Source organism: Nocardioides psychrotolerans (genome assembly GCF_900113685.1).
Lineage (GTDB): Bacteria > Actinomycetota > Actinomycetes > Propionibacteriales > Nocardioidaceae > Nocardioides > Nocardioides psychrotolerans.
In genome coordinates, this window is the sequence record NZ_FOQG01000018.1 from 52320 (window position 1) to 69033 (window position 16714).

A 16714-nucleotide genomic window follows, 5' to 3' on the forward strand; every position below is an offset into this window, starting at 1 on the left:
GAGACCCAGCACTGCTCACCACGGGAGGGGACCCTACCGGTGAGTCACCCATCCCCGGGATTCGAGAGAGGCGAGCAGGTGGTCGATCCGGTCCACGTCGACGACCAGCTCGACCAGCCCGACGCGTCGGCCGGGGTCGTGGTCGATGCGGACGTCCTCGATGTTGACCTCGCTGGCGCCGGCGTCGGCGAAGAGCCGCGCGAGCTCGCCCGGGTGGTCGGGCACCGCGACGAAGACCCTGCCGCTGGGCAGGGCCGGGCCGCCGTGCTTGCCCGGGATCGCCTGCGTGCCGGCCACGCCCTGGCTCAGGACGGCCTCGAGACCGCTCCGGTCACCCGCACCGAGCGCCTCGATCAGCGTGTCCAGCCTCCCGCGCACACTGGTGAGCAGTGCTGCGACCGCGGTGGCGTTGGCCGACACGATCTGGCCGTAGAGGCGGGGGTCGCCCGCGGCGACCCGAGTGACGTCGCGCACGCCCTGCCCGGAGAGGGCGAGGTGGTCGCTCGGGGCGTCGAGAAGGGCGCCTGCGGCGAGCGCGGCCATCAGGTGCGGGAGGTGGGAGGTGCGGGCGACGGCCTTGTCGTGCTCGTCGGGGGTGAGTCGGACGGGTACGGCGCCGCAGAGTGCTGCCAGGGCCTCCACGAGGTCCACCGCTCGTGGGTCGGCAGTGGCGTGGGCGGTGACCGCCCAGGGGCGCCCGTCGAAGAGCGATGCGCTGGCGGCCAGGGGGCCGGAGCGTTCGCTGCCCGCCATCGGGTGCCCTCCGACGTACCGCTCGACGGTGCGGTGGTCGGCGACCGCCGCCAGTGGGCCGGCCTTGACGCTGCCGACGTCGGTGACGAAGGCGCCGGAGTCGAGGGCCCGGGCGATCTGCGCGCCCAGGTGGTCGGGGGGTACGGCGACCACGACGAGCTGAGGTCGGTCTGCCGGAGTGCTGACGCGGCCGGCTCCCAGCCCCGAGGCGGTGCGTAGGTGGTCGTCGGAGGGATCGGTCAGCAGCACCTCGAGGCCCGCGCGGCGGCAGGCCAGGCCGATGGAGGTGCCGATCAGGCCGACCCCGACGATCTCGACCGGCCCGACGAGCGACTCCCTCACCGGGGTGTCACTCATCCGGGACGGACCTGACCCGGGTGAGGTCGGAGCGCAGCGCGGCCGCGCCGTGGAGGTAGACGTGGGTGATGTCCGCGCGCGGCAGGTCGGTCTCGACGTGGGCCATCATCCGGACCACGCGGGGCATGGAGCCCTCGATCTCGAGCTCGCGCGCGCAGATCAGCGGCACCTCGCCGAAGCCCAGTCCGCGGGCGGCGTAGGCGGGGAACTCGGAGACCAGGTCACTGGTGGCGGTGAAGATCACCGAGATGAAGTCGTCGACCTCGAGGCCGTTGGAGGTCATCACGTCCGTGACCATCTCGGCCACCCGCTCGAGCATCTGCTCGCGCACGTCCTCGTCGAGCTGGGTCGCTCCCCGCACCGCTCGCACTGCCACGTCTGTTCCTCGTCTCGCATCCTCGGGCCGTCTCGGGCCATGTCGGGCCATCTGGGGTCGCGGGCAAGGCTAGTGCCCGGGCAGGGATCGCTGGGAAGGGCGCCGTCAGGCGGGCTGGTAGTCGCCGAAGGACCCGTGGTCGCCCTCGAGATCGGCGACGCCGCCGCCCCGACCGCCGTAGTCCTGGTCGACCAGGCCGCCCTGCATCGCGGCGCCGGCGACGTCGGCCCAGCAGCACCCGATACGTCGTAGGCCGTCAGGCTCGCGACGTAAGGCCGCAGCGCGGGAGCACGAGCCCGGAGGCACCCACGACCGCTGCAGCCCGGATCAGAGCTGGGCGTTGTCGAGCAGCTCGCCGAGCTCGTCGTTCGTGAGGTCGCGCAGGCCGCCGCTGGGCAGCTGAGCCAGCTGGACCGGGCCGATGGCGGTGCGGGTCAGCCGGCGCACGGGGTGACCGAGCAGCTCGAGCAGGCGGCGCACGATGCGGTTGCGGCCCTCGTGGATGACCAGCTCGACGATCGACTTCGCGCCGCGACCGCGCCCGGAGACGCTGATGACCCTGGCCGCGGTCACGGTCACGGGGCCGTCGTCGAGCGTGACGCCATCGAGCAGCTCGGCCACGGTCGCCTTGGTGACCTCGCCGTCGACCTCGGCGACGTAGGTCTTGTCGACCTCGTAGGACGGGTGGGCCATGCGTTGCGCGAAGTCGCCGTCGTTGGTGAGCAGCAGCAGGCCGGAGGTGTCGGTGTCGAGCCGGCCAACGTGGAAGAGCCGCTCGGACCGGTGAGCTACGACGTCGGTGATCGTGCGCCGCCCCTCGGGGTCGGACATCGTCGACACGACGCCCCGGGGCTTGTTGAGCACGAGGTAGACCAGCTCGGAGATCGGCGGCAGACGCTTGCCACCGACGCGGATCACCGCGGTGCGGGGATCGACCTTGGTGCCGAGGCGGGTGATGGTCTCGCCGTCGACGACGACCTCACCGTCGAGCATCAGCTCCTCGCACTTGCGACGCGACGCGACGCCCGACTGCGCGAGCAGCTTCTGCAAGCGGATCAGGCCGTCCTCGTCGGTGGCGATCTCACGGCTCATGGCTGGTCCTCGGTCACAGCGCCATCCTCCGGCACCGCCGAGTCGGCAGGCGCAGCGGCCTCGACTGAAGCGAGCCCAACGGCCGCAGCCTCGCCGGCCGCAGCCTCGCCGGCCGCAGCCTCGCCGGCGGAGCCCGCCGCGCTCTCGTGCGGCATCTGGGAGGCGGCCATCTCCGCGAGCTCGTCCTCGAGGTCGTCGAGGTCGGGCAGGTAGGGCGCGAGCTCGGGCAGGTCCTGGAGCGAGGTCACGCCGATCCGCTCGAGGAAGTAGGTCGACGTGCGGAACAGGTTGGCCCCCGTCTCGCCGTCCTGCCCGGCCTCCTCGACCAGGCCACGCGAGATCAGCGTGCGCATGACGCCATCGACGTTGACGCCCCGGATCGCAGAGACCCGGGCGCGCGAGACCGGCTGCTTGTAGGCCACGACCGCGAGGGTCTCCAGCGCCGCATGGGTGAGCCGCGCCTGCTGACCCTCGAGCACGAACGCCTCCACCACAGCGGCGTAGGCGTCGCGCGAGTAGAACCGCCACCCGCCCCCGACGTTGCGCAGCTCGAAGCCTCGGCCCTGCTCGGTGTACTCCGCGGCCAGCGCGTGCAGCGCCGCGGTCACCTCGTCGGCGGGATATCCCACGGCCGAGGCAAGGCTGACGTCGTCGAGCGCCTGGTCGGAGATCATCAGCACCGCCTCGAGCGAGGGCCGCAGCTCCGCCACGGGTACGGCGAGCAGCTCGCCGTCGTCAGTGGTGTCCGTCGGGTCAGACGTGGGCTCGGTCATGGGGTCTCCTCGTCGTCGGGCCCGTCTGGCACGTCGGGCGTCTCAGCAGGGGTGTCGGCCTCGGGCGTCGCGCCGTCGAACTCGTCGCTGATCTCGATCTCGTCGTCGCTGCCGGTCCAGCGGATGGTCAGCTCGCCCAGCGCGGTGACCTGTTCGAAGGAGACTGCCCCCTCGCGGAAGAGCTCGAGCAGCGACAGGAAGCGGGCCACCGTGGTGAGCCGGTCGGGCGAGTCTCCGCACAGGGACCGGAAGGTGAGGGTGCCGGAGCGCCGCAGCCGGTCCATGACGATCGCGCCCTGCTCGCGCACGCTGACCTTGGCGGCGTGGATGTGCTGGAGCGACACCTCGAGCACCGGCTTGGGCTCGAGGGCCTTGGCGGCGAGCTGGGCGAAGTGGTCCAGCCCGATGCCGATCAGCACCTCGGGCAGCAGCGTGGCGTAGCGCTCCTCGAGGCCGACCGCGCGCGGGTAGCGGCGTGCCTCCTCGGCCAGGCGGACCGCGAGGAAGCTCGCTACCTGCTTGAACGCCTTGTATTGCATGAGCCGGGCGAAGAGCAGGTCCCGCGCCTCGAGCAGCGCGAGGTCCTCCTCGTCCTCCACGTCGCCCTGCGGCAGCAGCCGGGCGGCCTTGAGGTCCAGCAGGGTCGAGGCGACCAGGAGGAAGGACGTGGTCTGCTCGAGGTCCCAGACTGGTCCGCCGACCTTGACGAAGGTGATGAACTCGCCTGTCACCTGCGCCAACGCGACCTCGGTGACGTCCAGCTTGTGCTTGGAGATCAGGCTCAGCAGCAGGTCGAAGGGGCCCTCGAAGTTGTCGAGCCGGAGCTCGAAGCCCGGATTCTCACCGGTCTCGCCCGGGATGGCGAGGCTGGTCATCCGTCGGTCAACCGCCGCACCAGCACGCTGTCGGCGCCGTGGGTGTCGAAGTCGGCCAGGACCAGCGCCACCGCCTCGCGCACGAGGCGGCCACGGTCGACGGCGAGGCCGTGACTGGCGCGCAGCGCGAGCCGGGCGTGCTCGATCTGCAGCAGCTCGTCGGAGGTGACGTAGACCGTCATCTTCTCGTCGTGCCGGATCCGCCCGCTGGGCTTGGCGGGGTCGGCCGTCTCGGCCGGGGGCGGCTGGGCCGGCTCGGGCGCGTCGGGGACGGCACGGACCGACGCGGTGGGTCGGAAGAGGTCGTCGGCCGCAGGCATGCTCACACGTCGAGACACCGAGCCGCCACCTCCTTGGAGAGCTGTCGGTAGGAGTCGGCACCGGCCGACGACGAGGCGTAGGTCGTGATCGGCTCACCGGCCACGGTCGAGTCCGAGAACTTCACGGTACGACGGATCACGGTGTGGAACACCTTGTCGCCCCACGCCTGCACGAGGCGGTCCATGACCTCGCGCGAGTGCAGCGTGCGGCCGTCGAACATCGTGCCGAGCACACCGTCGATCTCCAGGCGCGGGTTGAGGCGCTCGCGGACCTTGTCGATCGTCGTCTTGAGCAGCGCCACGCCGCGCAGCGCGAAGTATTCGCACTCCAGGGGGACGATCACGCCGTGGGAGGCGGTCAGGGCGTTGACGGTCAGCAGCCCCAGGGAGGGCTGGCAGTCGATGAGGATGACGTCGTAGGTCGCGAGGGCCGGGGCCAGCACCCGCTGCAGGGTCTGCTCGCGCGCCACCTCGTGCACCAGCTGCACCTCGGCGGCCGACAGGTCGATGTTGGAGGGCAGCAGGTCCATGCCGGGCACGCCCGAGGGCACGACGACGTCCTCGACCTTGACGTCGCGCTCCATCAGGAGGTTGTAGATCGTCAGGTCCATCTCGTGCGGGTTGAGGCCCAGACCGACCGACAGCGAGCCCTGGGGGTCGAAGTCGACGAGCAGGACCTTGCGGCCGTACTCCGCGAGCGCAGCACCCAGGTTGATGGTGGTCGTGGTCTTGCCGACCCCGCCCTTCTGGTTGCACATCGAGATCACGCGGGCGTTGCCGTGGCTGGTGAGCACCGAGGGCTCGGGCAGGTGCGGCATCGGACGCCCGGTCGGCCCCATCACGACGGGGCCGTCGGACGGCGCAGCCGCGCTCTCGCGCACGACGGAGGGCGCCTCGTTGCTGGCCGCCACCGCGGGCACGCCACCGCGGGGCGTCTCTTCTCGGGGCGTCTCCTCCTGGGGGAGATCCTCGCGCCGGATCGGCTTCTCGAACGGCAGGGGGTCGCTGAGGGGAACGTCAGACACGTCATCTCCGAGAGGTGGGGAAGTGACCGGTGCCCTCGGCGGCATCGCGGGGGCGGAGCTCCCGCCGAATCCGGGGAACATCTGGTTGTCGCTCATGTGCCACTCCTAGGTCCGGTCCGGGGGTCGTGCTCCCCCATCACACAATGTCGACACGACGACATTGCGGCGACTCGCCGCGGACTCTAGGTCCGGTCCTCCCAAGGGGACAACAGTGCGTCGAGTTCCCACAGGCTGGGGTGATTTCCAGCACCTGCCTGTGCACTCGTCACCGCTCGTCGTACACAGGCGGCGGCGGCCTGTGCACTTTCCTGTGGAGGGCGGGGACCGGGTGTCACACTGGTCGGGTGCGTCGACGAGCAGCTCGGGTCCTGGAGCTCGGCGCCCTCGTCCTGGTGCTCGCCGTTCTCCTCGGTGGCGGCAGCGTGGCGCTGCTGACCGGCTCCGACGGCGACGACCAGCCCTCCGCGTCCACGAGCCCGTCCGGCACGCCGCTGCCCTCGCCCTCCCCCACCCCGGAGCCGACCCCGGAGCCGACCTCGCCCGCGCCTACACCATCGACCACCGTGACCCCCACCCCCGACTGCACGCCCGACGTCCCCCTGGTCGACGCGGACGCCACGCCCGAGGCCCGCTGCCTCGCCCAGGCGCTCGACGGCTGGCAGCGCGACGGGCTCATGGGCGTGGGCCAACAGCTCAACCTCTCCAACGAGGCCTACCAGGCGCCGCTGCGCCAGCTCGGAGGGCGCTCGGTCGCGCTGGTCGGCTTCGACCTGCAGGAGCTTGAGGAGGGTGAGGGGTTCGGCTTCTACGAACCGCCCGTCCAGCGACTGCTGCAGCTCGCGGCCGACGGGGTCGTGCTGACGGCCTCGTGGCACACGCCCAACCCCGACAGCGGCCTCGACGCGCGCGATCGTCGGTGGACCGACCTGGCCGCCCTGCTCCAGCCGGAGACCCCGCAGGCGGTGGCGTTCTGGGCCGACTACGACGCCAAGCTCGAGCTGCTGGGACGACTCCAATCCGGCGACGACGGGCTCCTCCAGCCGGCCGCGGTGCTGTTCCGCCCGCTCCACGAGGCCAACGGCGACTGGTTCTGGTGGGGTCAGCCCGACCCGGAGACCTACCGGGCGCTGTGGGCCGCGATGCAGGAGCGCGCCGCTGATGCCGGGGTCCACAACATCGTCTGGGGCTGGTCGGCCAACGTGGCCAGCCACGACGGCATCACCGACCCCCTCACGTTGGTGCCCGACTCGGTCGACCTGGTCGGCATCGACTCCTACGACCCGGTCGGTGACGGCTCCGGCCAGGCCGACCCGCTCGACCTGAACGGCCTCGCCGACCTCGCCGCCGACCACCCGCGCACCGCCGTCACCGAGGTCGGACCTCACGGGAGCACCGACGGCGACTGGGACCCCACCGTCATCGCCCGCTCCGCACTCGCGGTCGGGGTGCGCCCGACGTACGCCCTGCTGTGGTTCGACGACGGCGACGGCGCCGACGGCTACACCGGTGCCAAGCAGATCAGCTCGCTGCGCGGCGGTCGCGACTGGCTGGACTCCTGCACTGACGGGCTCTGTCCACTTTCCTGATCACGAGGCCCTGCCGGCTGCCAGACTGCACGGATGCGTCGCGTCGTGGTCTTGGTCCTCTGCTGGGCGAGCCTACTGTCGGTGGCGCTGCTGCCGTCCGTGGCTCCCGCGGCCGTCGCGGACCCCGTCCGCACCACGGTGACCGTCCGGCTCGCACCACCCGTCATCACCTACGACGAGGCGAGCGGCCGAAGCGACGCCACCGGCCTCGTCGCCCAGGCGCGCCCGGCCCGTGACGGGGTCCGGCTGATCTTCCAGGAGCGGGTGGGCTCCGCCTGGCACACCCTCGCCACGGTCGCGTCCGACCCGCAGGGTCGCGCCTACCTTCCCTTGACGATCACCTCCGTCGCCGCACGCAGCTTCCGCGTGCTGGCGGCCAGGCAGGGCCGCTATCGCGCGGCGACGTCACGGGCGGCCGCCTTGGCCGTCCACGCGCCGACGACCTGCGCCGACAAGCAGGTCGTCGACCCGCAGGCCACCCCCGAGGCGCGCTGCCTCGCCGCCCGCCTCGACCGGTGGCGCACCGCCAGGCTGATGGGTGTCGGGCAGCAGCTCAACGTCTCGACGGCCGACTACCTCGCCCCGCTGCGCGCGCTCTCGCGGCCGGTGCCGGTCGTCGGCTTCGACCTCGAGGAGCTCGCCATGGCGGGCCGTTACGAGTTCCCCTTCCAGGACGCGGTCGTCGCCGACCTGCTCCGCCTCGCGTCCGAGGGCGCCGTCCTCACCGCCTCCTGGCACGCCACCAACCCCCACACCGGTGGCGGGTCCTTCGACCGCAGATGGCGCACCATGTCGGCGCTGCTCGACGACACGACCCGGCAGGCGCAGGCCTTCTGGGCCGACTACGACACCAAGCTGGCGCTGCTCGCGCGTCTCCAGAGCGGCGACGGCGGCCTCTACCCACCGACCGCGGTCGTCTTCCGTCCCTTCCACGAGATCAACGGCACCTGGTTCTGGTGGTCGCAGCCCTCGACATCGGTCTTCAAGCAGCTGTGGTCACGCCTGCAGACCCGCGCGGCCCTCGCCGGGGTCCACAACGTGCTGTGGGGCTTCTCCGCGAACGCCTCCACCTTCACCAGGTCACCGTCCCCATGGCTGCCCGCCCAGGTCGACCTCGGCGGGCTCGACAGCTACGACCCGGAGCCCGGCGCTTATCCCCGCGACGCCCATTTGGCGTCGTACCACCGCGCCGACCGGCTCGACCTCACCGGCTTCAAGGACATCTCCCCCGACGTCCCCCGGATGGCGTTGACGGAGGTCGGCCCCCACGGCAGCCGCGACGGCGCCTGGGACCCTGCCACCATCACCGCCGCTGTACGACGCCTCGGGATCGTCCCCGCCTGGGCCATGCTCTGGTTCGACGACCCCGACCCGGACGATCGACTCGCCGGTTCCAAGCAGATCGGTTCGTTGCGCGGTGGCGCTGCCTGGCTGCGCGGGTGCTTCACCGGGCTCTGCCTGGTGCGCTGAGAGGCCCCGGGTGCCGAGTCGGCGCGATGTCGCAGGGCGTACGCCGAGTCGGCGCGATGTTGCATGCGAGCTGGCGGGGTCTCCGGTGGTCGAGCACGCCGAGCGCCGCCCCTCGGTGGTTGAGCCGGCCGACCCAGCCCGGCGAGGAGCAGGCTCGGCGTCGCTTCGAAACTTTCTTCGCTTGACGTCTCACAAGGCGAGATGGACGACCTCTGAGCAGGCCGGAGTGTCGGTGGTCCCTGATGCAATAGGTCTATGACCAGCACCGGGCAGCACGTCGATCGGGGACACCCGATCAGTGTCGGCCTGGAGCACCTCAAGACCCGGCTCGCACTGCTGGCCCAGGCGCCAGTGTGGTCGATGCACGATGCGGAGGTCCGCCAGGCGGTGCTCGACCTGACCGAGGTCGCCTCCCAGGTCGCGGCCCTCGAGATCACCCTGCTCGCCCACGCGCAGCGCACCGGCGCGGCCGATGAGGTCGGTGCGACGTCGGTCGCGGCGTGGTGGGCCCATGAAACCCGCACCACCGCGGTTGAGGCACACCGGCGGGTCAAGCACGCGGTCGCGGTCGAGGACCGCCACGCCGAGGTCGGCGCAGCGCTCTCGGGTGGTGGCCTGCGCCCGGACCAGGCCCGGGCCGTGGTCGACGCGGTCGACGCACTCCCCGCTGATGTCGGCCCCCAGATCAGGGACCAGGCCCGCGAGCACCTGCTCGCCCAGGCGGCCCACCATGACGCGAAAGCGTTGCGGATCCTGGGCAAACGGGTCCTCGACGTGGTCGCCCCCGAGGTCGGGGAAGCCCAGCTCGCCAACGAGCTGGCCGCCGAAGAACGCGCCGCCCAGGCGGGGCGGCGGTTCACGATGGTCGACGACGGCCACGGCAAGACTTACGGCCGGTTCACCCTGCCGACCTACGAGGCCGACATGCTCAGGACAGCGTTGCAGGCATTGGCCTCCCCCCGGCGCGACGGCGGCGGGGCATCCCCGGAAGGAATGGGGCGCGCGTTCGGCGAATACGTCCAACGCTTCCCGACCGACCGCCTCCCCGACGCCGGCGGTGTCTGCGCGACCGTGGTCGTCACCATGGACATCGCCACACTGATGGGTGACCTCAAGGCCGCGAGCCTGGACACCGGCACGATCATCAGCCCCGGCCTCGCCCGACAGCTGGCCTGCAAGGCAGGTGTCATCCCCGTCGTCCTCGGCGGTGCCTCCCAGGTCCTCGACATCGGCCGCAAACGACGGTTCCACACCACGACACAACACATCGCCCTGGCCACCCGCGACCAGGGCTGCACCACCATCGGCTGCACCCGGCCACCCGCCTGGTGCGAGGCCCACCACGACACCCCCTGGAGCAGGGGCGGCGGCACCTCCGTCGAGGACGGCCGGCTGCTCTGCTCACGAGATCACCACCTCGCCCACCACCCGGCCTACGCGATGACACAGCACCCGAGCCGGAAGGTCTCGTTCACCAGACGCGAGTGAGCACCACCCTCGTCACGGCATCCTGGTCGCGGCGGCGGAACTCCCGGACTCCGAAGAGCTCGACCTGCGGGTGCACCCCGTGGTCGACGCAGTAGACGATCAGCCGCACTGCCCGGTGAAGGCGACGTCCGCCGCGCGCACCTCGTCCGAGGCACCGGCGCGCACCAATCAGTAGACAACCGGCGTCGCCCCAGGAGGTGCCCGCGGTGTCGTCGCTGTCGACCTGCAGGAGCGGTCGCCACCGGAGTGCCTCGGCGGGTGTGAGCATCGTCGTAGGTCGCCTCGCCGAGGCAGGTCTCGGCGGCCTCGAGCTCCACCGACCCTTGCACCGGGGCCGCCCACCCGCCGATGTGGTGTCCCCACACGTCCGGGCCGAGCTCAGCATCGAGCACCTCGGAGAGCGCTTCGTCGAAGGGGTCAGGGAGAGTGTCGAGACCGTGCTGCTCGAGGACGGGATGCTCCCGGTCCGGCCGCATCAGGTCCTGGACACCCGTGAGTTCGACAGCCGCGTCCGGCGTCGGTGTGCGGTGCCAACGACGTGCAACAGCCGGGACCCCTGTCGTGAGTCCGGATCCCCGCTGTGGACGACCGCACCGATGCCGTCCGGGTCGTCGACGTAGAACCCCAGGAAGCGTCCCTCGCGAGGCAGCGCGAGCCCTGCGTCTAGACCCGCGCTGGCGAACGCCGCCAGGTCGACCTCCGCGACGAACGACAGCTCGCCGTTGCCCGGCCACTGCGGCCACGCGACATCAATGGGCAGGGCGTCCTTCCGAGCCGCGCCACGACGGTGTCGCCCTCCTCAGCGGGCTGGAGCTGGACGGCCGGCCGCAACAACCCGAGCCAGAGGTCCACAGCGGCTTCGTCGAGGTGGGCGTGGGCGTGGGCGAGATCGGCGAGGTGCGCGTAGGTCCGGCCAGTCATGGTGGTCAGTCTCGCAAGAGGTGACCCGGGACGACGTCGCGCCCTGCCCGACCACGAGCGCCCTCAGTCCCCCAAGCACCGCATCGCGGTGGTGGTCAGCACCAGCTCACCCAGCTCGTCGGACGTGTCCAGGTCGACCACGGCATCGATCACCCAGTCGTGATGGCCCTCGGGGTCGTGGATCGTCTGCTGGACGTCCCAGCGCCGCCCCGGCGCCTCCGGGTCGACGACGGAGGGCGAGATCGACAGCAGCTCCGGCCCGCGCGCGTCGGGCCCCATGTCGACGGTGTCGTGCTCGGCGTAGTACGCCTCGATCGCCTGGTCCCAGACCGATCGCGTCACCAGCACCTCCCCCGGCGGGTCGGTGCGGTCCGCGCCAGCACGCTCGAGCTTCATCAGTCCGTCGAGGTCGTCGCGGGCGACCAGCTCGACGCGTCGCATCATCGCGTTGCGGATCATCGTGCGGAACGGCCGCTCCTGCGCCGAGATCGGCCGGCTCATGGGCGGTGGTGCCCCCTCGGCCACGGTGCGTGCGACGTGCTCGGGGTCCGACAGCGCCTCCCACTCGTCGAGGAGCGAGGAGTCGGTCTGCCGCACGGTCTCGCCGAGCCAGTCGACCAGGTCGTCGAGCTCCGGGGTCTTGTGCGCCTCAGGCACGGTCTGGCGCAGCGTGCGGTAGGCGTCGCTGAGGTAGCGCAGCACCAGGCCCTCCGACCGCGCCAGCTCGTAGCGGCTGACGAAGTCGGTGAAGCTCATCCCCTGCTCATACATCTCACGCACGATCGTCTTCGGCCCCAGCGCGTCCTCGCGCAGCCACGGGTGCCGCTGGCGATAGATCTCGTAGGTCGCCTCGAGCAGCTCGGCGAGCGGCTGCGGCCAGGTGATCGCGTCGAGCAGCAGCATCCGCTCGTCGTACTCCAGACCGTCGGCCTTCATCTCCGCGATCGCCTCGCCGCGCGCCTGACGCTGCTGGCCGAAGAGGATCTGCCGCGGCGCCTCGAGCACGGCCTCGATGACCGAGACGATGTCGAGCGTGTAGGTCTCCGCCTCGGGGTCGAGCACGTCCAGTGCGGCGAGCGCGAAGTGGGCGAGCGGCTGGTTGAGCGCGAAGTCGAGGGGCAGGTCGACGGTCAGCACGTAGCGGCGACCGAGCTCGTCGGGAGACGCCAGCCGCGTCACGGTCCCCGAGTGCAGGAGGCTGCGCACCAGCCGGAGCGCCCGGCGCGAGAGCCGCAGCTGGCTGCGTCGGTCCTCGTGGTTGTCCTGCAGCAGCCGGCGCAGCACCGGGAAGGCGTCCTCCTCGCGGGCGAGGACGTTGATCAGCATCGCGTTGTCGACCTTCATCCGCGACTGCAACCGCTCGGCGTCGCCGTCGACGAGCTTGTCGAAGGTCTGCTCGGTCCACACGACCGAGCCCTCGGGCGGCTTGCGCAGCTGGGCCTTGCTCTTGCGCTTGGCCTGCTTCTCCACGCTCATCGCGGCGTTCTTGGCGTCGGCCTTGGCCTTGGCCCGCTCGTTCTCGATCGTGTGCTCCGGAGCCTGTACGACGACGTACCCGGCCGTGTCGAAGCCCGCCCGGCCCGCGCGCCCCGCGATCTGGAGGAACTCCCGTGTCCGCAGGATCCGCGCGCGGCTGCCGTCGAACTTCGCCAGACCGGTGAACAGCACGGTCCGGATCGGGACGTTGATGCCGACGCCCAGGGTGTCGGTGCCGCAGATGACCGTCAGCAGGCCGGCCTGCGCGAGCTGCTCGACGAGGCGACGGTAGCGCGGCAGCATGCCGGCGTGGTGCACACCGATGCCGCGCCGCAGCATCTTGGACAACGTCTTGCCGAAGCCCGAGCCGAAGCGGAAGGCACCGATCTTCTCGGTGATCGCGTCCTTCTCGGCCTGGGTCAGCTTGCCGATCGCCGAGCTCGGCGAGAGCAGGCTGGTGGCGTGCTCGACCGCGTCCTTCTGCGTGAAGTGCACGACGTAGACGGGCGCCTGGTGGGTTTCGACGAGCTCGACGACGGTCTCGTCGAGCGGCGTCAGTGACCACCGGAAGTCCAGCGGCACCGGACGCTCGGCGTCGTCGACGATTGCCGTCTCCCGGCCGTTGCGCCGGGTCAGGTCGGCGGCGATCTCGGTGACGTCCCCGAGGGTCGCGGACATGAGCAGGAACTGCGCGTCGGGCAACTCCAGGAGCGGCACCTGCCACGCCCAGCCACGGTCGGGCTCGGCGTAGTAGTGGAACTCGTCCATGACCACGAGCCCCACATCGGCCCCGGAACCCTCACGCAGCGCGATGTTGGCGAGCACCTCGGCGGTGCAGCAGATGATCGGGGCGTCGGTGTTGACCGAGGCATCGCCGGTGAGCATGCCGACGTTCTCAGCGCCGAAGACACCGCAGAGGGCGAAGAACTTCTCGCTGACGAGGGCCTTGATCGGGGCGGTGTAGAAGCTGACCTTGTCCTCAGCGAGCGCCGCCATGTGGGCGCCGATCGCGACCAAGGACTTCCCCGACCCGGTGGGGGTGGCGAGGATGACGTTGCTGCCACCGAGCAGCTCGATCACCGCCTCCTCCTGGTGCGGGTAGAGCTCGAGGCCCTCTCCAGCTGCCCAGGTGGTGATCTCGTCGTAGACCTTGTCGGCGTCGAGCGTCATGTCAGCGGGCTCTCGGGTGTGAGGTCGCGAAGACCTCGCGGAGGTTGTCGACGGTGACCAGGGTGTAGACCTGCGTCGTCGTCACGGACGCATGGCCGAGGAGCTCCTGCACGACGCGCACATCGGCGCCGCCGTCGAGCAGGTGGGTGGCGAACGAGTGTCGCATCGTGTGGGGCGACACGGCACGCGTGACCCCGGCCCGGTCGGCGGTCTTCACCAGCACCGACCACGCCGACTGGCGCGAGAGCCGACCGCCACGGGCGTTGAGGAAGAGCGCTCCCCCGGTCGCCGCGCCCGTCGACGCCAGCTCCGGGCGCCCTCGCACGAGGTAGGCGGCCAGGGCCTCACGGGCGTAGGACCCCACCGGCACCAGGCGTTCCTTGCCGCCCTTGCCGCGCAGCAGGACCGTCCCGTCGAGGTCGTCCACGTCGTCGACGTCCAAGCCGACCGCCTCTGAGATGCGCGCGCCGGTGCCGTAGAGCACCTCGAGCAGCGCCTTGTCGCGCAACGCCAGTGTCGTGCCGGGTGCCCCCGCCGCCTCGAGGATCGCCTCGACGTCGGAGAGTGGCAGCGCCTTGGGCAGCCGCTTCGCCGGCGTCGGGGGCTTGACTCCCGCCGCCGGGTCGGCGGCCGCCAGCCCGTCGGCGACGGCGAACTTGTGGAAGCCGCGCACCGCCACGACCGTGCGTGCCGCCGACGTCGCGCTCAGCGGCGGGTGGTCCGCGTCGCCCTCACGAAGACGCATGAGGAAGCCCGCCACCGTCGCCTCGCTGATCGCGTCCAGGCCGTCGACCCCGGACGCCGCCAGGAAGGCGCGGTAACGCCTCAGGTCGCGTCGGTAGGACGTCAAGGTGTTGGCGGCGAGCCCCTTCTCGACCGACAGGTGCTCGAGATAGGTGCGGATCGCCCGGTCCACGGTGTCGATCATGCTGCGATCGCGCTCAGGCGAGAACCGCGTCCAGCTCGACCGCGTCGATGCCCACGGCCTCGCCGACCGGCCCGTTGGTCAGCAGCCCCGCGTGCGTGTTGAGGCCCAGCGCCAGCGACGCATCCGAGCGACAGGCGCCCTGCCAGCCCTTGTCGGCCAGCGCCACCGCGTAGGGCATCGTCGCGTTCGTCAGGGCGTACGTCGAGGTGCGCGGCACCGCGCCGGGCATGTTGGCCACGCAGTAGAACACCGAGTCGTGGACCATGAACGTCGGGTCGGCGTGCGTGGTCGCGTGGGTGTCCTCGAAGCAGCCGCCCTGGTCGACCGCGATGTCGACGAGCACCGAGCCGGGCTTCATCCGCGAGACCAGGTCGTTGCTGACCAGCTTGGGCGCCGCGGCGCCGGGGATCAGCACCGCGCCGATCACCAGGTCGGCCTCCATCACCTGCTGCTCGATGGCCAGCTTCGACGACGCCAGCCCGTGGACCCGGTTGTCGTAGCGCCAGAACGACATCCGCAGCTTGTCGAGGTCGGTGTCGAGCAGCGTGACGTCTGCGCCCATGCCGAGCGCGATGTTGGCGGCGTTCTGGCCCGAGACACCGGCGCCGAGGATGACGACCTTGGCATTGTGCACGCCACCGACGCCGCCCATCAGGACGCCGCGACCGCCCTGCGCCCTCATCATCGAGTGCGCGCCGACCTGAGGGGCGAGGCAGCCCGCGACCTCCGACATCGGGTAGAGCAGTGGCAGCCCGCCCGAGGGCAGCTGGACCGTCTCGTAGGCGATCCCTGTCACCTTCGAGGCAAGGAGCTGCTCGGTCAGCGGCTTGTCGGCAGCGAGGTGGAGGTAGGTGAAGAGGGTCAGGCCCTCGCGCAGCCGGTGGTACTCCTCGGCGACGGGCTCCTTGACCTTGAGCACCATGTCGGCCGAGCCCCACACGTCGTCGGCGGAGTCGATGGTCCTCGCACCCGCGGCGACGTACTCCTCGTCGGTGATCGAGGAGCCCGCACCGGCGCTCTTCTCGATCACGACCTCGTGCCCGTGGGCCACCAGCTCGTGCACGCCGATCGGCGTGATCGCGACCCGGTACTCGTGGTTCTTGACTTCCTTCGGAACGCCGATCTTCACAGTGTCTCCCTCTGTCTCGGGGGCCAGATCGTGGCCTCGACGGCGACACTATCGCTGTCCGACCCCACGGCCCGGGACCGCCGTCAGGGCAGGTCCAGAACCATGCCCTCGTGGGCCGCCAGGACGACGAGGTCGTCCCCGGCGAGCAGGCGCGCGTCGGCAAGGATCTCATCGACCTGGTCGTCGGTGCGGTCCGGTGCGTGGTGGAAGAGGACCAGCGTCCGCACGCCCGCCTCGCGGGCCAGCTCGACGGCGTACTCCGCGCTGGCGTGGCCGAGGAAATCCACGCCGGGGAACTGGGCGGCTCGGTGCTGGGCGTCGTGGATCATCACGTCGGCGTCCCGCGCCAGGTCGAGGACGTTGTCGTGTCGGGCGCCCAGACCATCAGGACCTGGCCCCCACGCGGTCGGGCTGTGGTCGCAGACGTAGGCAAGGCTCGCACCGCCGTGCGAGACGCGGTAGCCCAGGGAGCGCCCGCCCTTGTGCGGGATCTCGCGCGCGAGCACGTCGTAGGCCTCGATCCGGTGACGGCCCTCCTCGAGGCCGTGGAAGCTCCAGCCGGCTCCGAGCGCAGACGGGACGACCGGGAAGTGCGGCGGCGAGAAGCACCGCTCGAGCACCTGCTCGGCCGACTCGCCGTCACCCTGCGCGGGGAGGTGGATCGCGACGCGGCTGCCGGCGGCGGTGCCTCCGGCGAAGAAGGGAAGTCCGTGGGTGTGGTCCCAGTGCAGATGACCCAGCAGGATCGAGCCTGCGTAGGGCTGGCCGCCCAGGAGCGTCGTCACGGCCGTGAGGCCCGTGCCGGCGTCCACCACCAGATCGGGCGCCGCCTGCTCGTCGATCGAGAACGCCACCGACGAGGTGTGCCCGCCGTAGCGCAGGAAGTCGGCACCAGGCGCCGGTGTCGAGCCCCGGACCCCGCAGAAGGTCACTCTCATGGGGCGATCATGCCGGTGCGCCGACCGATCTGCCCGG

General features: G+C 71.3%; 17 protein-coding genes. 3 read left to right on the top strand and 14 right to left on the bottom strand.

Translation table 11 applies throughout. The features are described 5' to 3' along the window. Positions 1-33 precede the first annotated feature (33 nt). The 8 genes from BM204_RS18300 to BM204_RS18330 all read right to left on the bottom strand — a co-directional run bounded on the left by BM204_RS18300 (position 34) and on the right by BM204_RS18330 (position 5385). Positions 34-1110, bottom strand: coding sequence for a prephenate dehydrogenase (locus tag BM204_RS18300; protein WP_091116386.1), 1077 nt, complete (start codon positions 1108-1110; stop codon positions 34-36). Next, the gene (gene aroH, locus BM204_RS18305) at positions 1103-1486 is read right to left on the bottom strand and encodes a chorismate mutase (protein ID WP_091116387.1); all 384 of its coding nucleotides are present in this window, start codon (positions 1484-1486) and stop codon (positions 1103-1105) included. The genes BM204_RS18300 and aroH overlap by 8 nt, the downstream gene beginning before the upstream one ends. Positions 1487-1591: 105 nt before the next feature. After that, on the bottom strand, positions 1592-1792 hold the full coding sequence (locus BM204_RS22340) for a VOC family protein (protein ID WP_143099831.1): 201 nt from the start codon (positions 1790-1792) through the stop codon (positions 1592-1594). Positions 1793-1813: 21 nt separating this feature from the next. Beyond that, positions 1814-2578: a pseudouridine synthase gene (locus BM204_RS18310; protein WP_091116390.1), complete on the bottom strand. Its 765-nt coding sequence runs from the start codon at positions 2576-2578 to the stop codon at positions 1814-1816. Beyond that, positions 2575-3351: an SMC-Scp complex subunit ScpB gene (scpB, locus tag BM204_RS18315; RefSeq protein ID WP_091116391.1), complete on the bottom strand. Its 777-nt coding sequence runs from the start codon at positions 3349-3351 to the stop codon at positions 2575-2577. Before scpB ends, BM204_RS18310 begins: the two co-directional genes overlap by 4 nt. Further along, the gene (locus BM204_RS18320; RefSeq protein ID WP_091116394.1) at positions 3348-4226 is read right to left on the bottom strand and encodes a segregation and condensation protein A; all 879 of its coding nucleotides are present in this window, start codon (positions 4224-4226) and stop codon (positions 3348-3350) included. The genes scpB and BM204_RS18320 overlap by 4 nt, the downstream gene beginning before the upstream one ends. Beyond that, entirely contained in the window at positions 4223-4546 is a 324-nt protein-coding gene (locus tag BM204_RS18325; protein WP_305728404.1) for a hypothetical protein, read from the bottom strand. The genes BM204_RS18320 and BM204_RS18325 overlap by 4 nt, the downstream gene beginning before the upstream one ends. Before the next feature lie 2 nt (positions 4547-4548). Beyond that, positions 4549-5385, bottom strand: a complete 837-nt coding sequence (locus tag BM204_RS18330) for a ParA family protein (RefSeq protein WP_091116461.1) — start codon at positions 5383-5385, stop codon at positions 4549-4551. Between the two features lie 530 nt (positions 5386-5915). Between BM204_RS18330 and BM204_RS18335 the strand changes: the two genes are divergently transcribed. From BM204_RS18335 to BM204_RS18345, 3 genes are all read left to right on the top strand, one after another. Then, on the top strand, positions 5916-7157 hold the full coding sequence (locus BM204_RS18335) for a glycosyl hydrolase (RefSeq protein ID WP_170259237.1): 1242 nt from the start codon (positions 5916-5918) through the stop codon (positions 7155-7157). Positions 7158-7190: 33 nt separating this feature from the next. Beyond that, positions 7191-8627 (top strand): glycosyl hydrolase, encoded by a 1437-nt coding sequence (locus BM204_RS18340; RefSeq protein WP_091116400.1) that lies wholly within the window; start codon positions 7191-7193, stop codon positions 8625-8627. Between the two features lie 255 nt (positions 8628-8882). Beyond that, positions 8883-10115, top strand: a complete 1233-nt coding sequence (locus BM204_RS18345; protein ID WP_091116403.1) for an HNH endonuclease signature motif containing protein — start codon at positions 8883-8885, stop codon at positions 10113-10115. On the opposite strand, the gene BM204_RS22345 is transcribed toward BM204_RS18345, so the two are convergent. From BM204_RS22345 to BM204_RS18375, 6 genes are all read right to left on the bottom strand, one after another. Then, on the bottom strand, positions 10099-10383 hold the full coding sequence (locus BM204_RS22345) for a DUF1963 domain-containing protein (RefSeq protein ID WP_143099832.1): 285 nt from the start codon (positions 10381-10383) through the stop codon (positions 10099-10101). The two genes, BM204_RS18345 and BM204_RS22345, sit on opposite strands and share 17 nt — an antisense overlap. Positions 10384-10590: 207 nt before the next feature. Next, positions 10591-10875 (bottom strand): DUF1963 domain-containing protein, encoded by a 285-nt coding sequence (locus BM204_RS23700; RefSeq protein WP_143099834.1) that lies wholly within the window; start codon positions 10873-10875, stop codon positions 10591-10593. A 224-nt stretch (positions 10876-11099) separates the two neighbouring features. After that, on the bottom strand, positions 11100-13682 hold the full coding sequence (locus tag BM204_RS18360) for a DEAD/DEAH box helicase (RefSeq protein ID WP_091116410.1): 2583 nt from the start codon (positions 13680-13682) through the stop codon (positions 11100-11102). A gap of 1 nt (position 13683) precedes the next feature. Further along, on the bottom strand, positions 13684-14610 hold the full coding sequence (gene xerD / locus BM204_RS18365) for a site-specific tyrosine recombinase XerD (RefSeq protein ID WP_091116414.1): 927 nt from the start codon (positions 14608-14610) through the stop codon (positions 13684-13686). A 13-nt stretch (positions 14611-14623) separates the two neighbouring features. After that, the gene (ald, locus tag BM204_RS18370; RefSeq protein WP_091116417.1) at positions 14624-15739 is read right to left on the bottom strand and encodes an alanine dehydrogenase; all 1116 of its coding nucleotides are present in this window, start codon (positions 15737-15739) and stop codon (positions 14624-14626) included. 83 nt (positions 15740-15822) lie between these two features. Further along, the gene (locus BM204_RS18375; protein WP_091116418.1) at positions 15823-16677 is read right to left on the bottom strand and encodes an MBL fold metallo-hydrolase; all 855 of its coding nucleotides are present in this window, start codon (positions 16675-16677) and stop codon (positions 15823-15825) included. Positions 16678-16714 lie beyond the last annotated feature (37 nt).